Genomic DNA, 3356 nt, shown 5'->3' on the forward strand with positions numbered 1-3356 from the left:
GCCCTGAGTGCGCGACGCCGTTCACGCCGTTGGGTGAGCACCGGGTCGAGCAGGTGGACTGGCGGGTGGTCGTCGAGCTGCTCGTCTGTCACCGGCGCCGCTACCGGCGGGCGTGTGGCTGCGGCAGGCCGGTGACGGTGACCGCGCCCGGCCCGTCGAAGGCGATCGGCAAAGAGCTGTTCACGAACCGGTTCCTCGCGATGCTGCTCGTGGAGCGCTATGTCGCGGGCCGGTCGCGGAACTCGCTGGTCACCGGCCTGGCCCGCCAGGGCGCCCGGATCTCGCCGGCGACGCTGACGGGGGTGTGCGCCCAGGTCGGCGGCCTGCTCACCCCGCTCGCCGAGAAGATCGTCGAACGGTCGCGTGGGTCGTGGCACCTGCACGCCGACGAGACGACCTGGCGGGTGTTCACCCCCGACGGCCAGGACACCTCGGCGCGCTGGTGGCTGTGGGTCTTCCTCGGCCCGGACTCGGTGTGCTTCGTGATGGACCCGACCCGGTCGGCGGCGGTGCTCGCCGGCCATGTCGGGATCAGCGAGACCACCGGCCAGCTCGACGGCGCCGGCGGCCCGCGCCGGCTGGTGATCTCCTCGGACTTCTACACCGTCTACGCCTCCGCCGGCCGCAAGGCGGACGGGATCGTCAACCTGTTCCGCTGGGTCCACGTCCGCCGCTACTTCCTGCGGGCCGGGGACGGCAACCCCGCCCAGCTCGGGATCTGGGCCCGCCAGTGGCGCGAGCGGATCGGCGCGCTCTACGCCACCCACGGTGACGCCGCCCGGCAGCATGCCCACACCCAACTTCCGACTACTTACGGCAGTTCTGCGACCCTGATCTGGCTGGCCGCCGCTACCAGGTAGCCGGGATCCGATACGGGTACGCGAACGTACCCGTATCCTGCTGGGTGGGTGAAAGGAGGCTGTCCATGGCGGATGCGAATGTGCGGATTCCGGCGGAGGCGCGGGATCGGTTGGCGGAGGTGGCGGCGGCGGAGGGGTTGTCGTTGCGGGCGTATCTGGCGCGGTTGGCGAGCACGCTGCTGACGCCGGCGGAACGGGCGGAGCGTGCCGAGCGGGCGCGGGCGGTGCTGCGGGAGTGGAGCGGCTACGACCCGACGGAGGAGGAAGCCGCGCAGGCCGATGCCGAGCTGAACCGTCGGCTGACGCGGGCGTTGGGGCGGTGAGCGACGCGCTGCATGTGGTGCTGGACGAGACGGCGATGGTCTCGGCTGGCTATGGCAACGTGCTGGCGTCCCGGTTGATCCAGCGTGCTCACACCGTGCCGGGTCATTTTCTGTATGCCCCGGCGTGTGCGCTGGTGGAGGCGGACCGGGCCCGGCCGGGAACCGCCGAGCACATCGCCGCGCTGCCTGCGGTGACCATCGTGGAGTTGGACCTGGCGGCCGCGCTCGCGGTGGCCCGCGATACCGGCTGGGCGCCGGCGCACGTCCTGTACGCGGCCGAGCCCACCCCGGAGCGTCCCGAGGGTGCGATGATCGCGACGGCGGCGCCGGATCGGTGGGCGGGTCAGCCGGTGCGTCTGTTGGATCTCAGCCCGTGAGCTGGTCCGGCCCGGCGGCTCCACCGCAGCCAACACCCGTCTTGGCGCCCGCGGGCGGGTCGTGGCTGCCGCCGTCACGGCAAGAAGACGGAAAGGCGAGAAGACGGAAAGGGGAGCCGGGAGGGTTCGGCAGACGCTCGCTCACCTACCTCGGATACGGGCTGCGCGACATGTCCTGCGGCAAAGCTCGCTGACGCTACCCGGCCGGGTGAGGGCGAGTTCCTGGATGGACGTCTCGGGAAATCACGGCGCGGACTGTGGTGGTGGCCGGGCAGAGCACCGTCCAGTTCCGCGTGGCCGGGAGGTTCGCCCTGGTGATGACGCGATACGCGTTCCGCCTGTATGTGGCTGGGCAGTCGGAGCAGTCCAGCGCTTCGGTGGGAGCGCGCCGGTCCGTTGCAGCAGCGGGCAGGATAATGATCCGCTAGCCGCCGCCTCCACGTTCGCGATCCACTCCCGCGCTTCCCGCGCTGGGAGTGAGGATGACGACGTGTACAACGTGTGGATGAACCAACCGCAGGAGGACCTACGCCGAATGGCTCAGGGCTTCGAGACCGCGCTGGGCGCATTCCTCGCCGACTGCAAGGCTCGGCCCAACTGTGGCTTCGGCCACGGCGACCCGGCCGGCGCCTTCGACCGCCTGGTCGAACGGCTCACCGAGAAGCCGATCCCGGCCGGCGGTAAGGACGGTAAGGACACCGGCGCCGCCCGCACGCTCAACTGGGTGACCGCCATGATAGGGGTTCGGTCCGCGCTGTACTCCCATGCCAAGTGGCCGCGGCTCGCGGGAGCATTGGCACTGGCCGACGACAACAACGACGGCTCCGAGCTGCTCTCCTTCGCAGCGCAGGACCCGATCGGGGCTATCCTCCCCTTGCCGCACAGCACCTCCACCAGCTCCGATGCCGCGCATACGGCCATTGCCTCGCATACGGCCATCACCTGCACCGACAAGGTCTTCCCGACCGTGGGCGCCTACCAACGACTTTCTGACGAACTCAACCGCGAGAGCCCCCATTTCGGCCTGCTTTCTGCTCTCGGTGCCCTTGCCTGTGTGGTCTGGCCGGTTAAGGCTGCCTCCCGCTACACCGGGCCGTTCCATGCCACCGGCGCTCCGCCGATTCTCCTCGTCGGCAGCACCGGCGACCCGGCGACGCCCTACTCCGGAGCTGTGTCCCTCGCCCGTCAACTCGCCAACAGCGTGCTGTTGACCTGGCGCTCCTACACCCACACCGCCTACTTTCAGGACAGTGTCTGCGTCCGCCGGGCCGTCGAGCGTTACCTGGTCGACCTGATACTCCCGAAGCGCGGTACGATCTGCCCTGACATCCCGACATCGGCGGGTTCTTGAGTCTTAGTCCTCACAATTCAGAATCTTCGCGATTCAGAGTCTTCGCGATTCAGGCTCACCTTGAGGATTATCCAGAAAGGCGACGACTTCGCCGATGCGCGGGCCGGCGTACCGGTCGCCGGCCCCGGTTGGCGCCCAGCGGGGCTCGGCACGCGGAGATCGTCCCGGCGAGACCGGGCGGGCCGTCCGCCGCGGGGGCGATGACCGGGTCGACGACCGGGAGACCCGCCGGTGGGGAGGCGGTCGCCGTGCCGCCAGCATGCCCCAGCCATTGACAGACGTCTATGTTTGCGGTCATCCTCGACCCGCAAGAACATAGATGGATGTCGATGTAAGGGGTGGTCTGGATGGCCAGGGTGCAGTTGGCGTTGAACGTCTCGGACGTGGACGCGGCGGTGGAGTTCTACACGACGCTGTTCGGGGTCGGGCCGGCGAAGCGGCGGGC

5 protein-coding genes are annotated in these 3356 nt (G+C 69.6%); all 5 read left to right on the plus strand.

Features of this window, described 5'->3' with window-relative positions; genetic code table 11:
* Positions 1-860, plus strand: an 860-nt coding sequence (locus tag AC08OP_RS23065) for an IS66 family transposase (protein WP_476616090.1), incomplete at its 5' end; no start/stop codon positions are given.
* Between the two features lie 65 nt (positions 861-925).
* Positions 926-1183, plus strand: a complete 258-nt coding sequence (locus AC08OP_RS23070; protein ID WP_476616091.1) for a hypothetical protein — start codon at positions 926-928, stop codon at positions 1181-1183.
* Positions 1180-1560 carry a PIN domain-containing protein gene (locus tag AC08OP_RS23075; RefSeq protein WP_476616092.1) on the plus strand — a complete coding sequence of 127 codons (381 nt, stop codon included), beginning with the start codon at positions 1180-1182 and terminating at the stop codon, positions 1558-1560. Before AC08OP_RS23070 ends, AC08OP_RS23075 begins: the two co-directional genes overlap by 4 nt.
* A gap of 490 nt (positions 1561-2050) precedes the next feature.
* Positions 2051-2911 (plus strand): alpha/beta hydrolase, encoded by an 861-nt coding sequence (locus AC08OP_RS23080; protein WP_476616093.1) that lies wholly within the window; start codon positions 2051-2053, stop codon positions 2909-2911.
* Positions 2912-3258: 347 nt separating this feature from the next.
* The coding region (locus tag AC08OP_RS23085) for a VOC family protein (RefSeq protein ID WP_476616094.1) at positions 3259-3356 on the plus strand (98 nt) is incomplete at its 3' end.

Source organism: Frankia sp. CeRuru1, assembly GCF_977966315.1.

Coding starts and splice junctions, on each gene's coding strand:
- AC08OP_RS23070 (WP_476616091.1), top strand. CDS start 926: ATGGCGGATGCGAATGTGCGGATTCCGGCGGAGGCGCGGGATCGGTTG.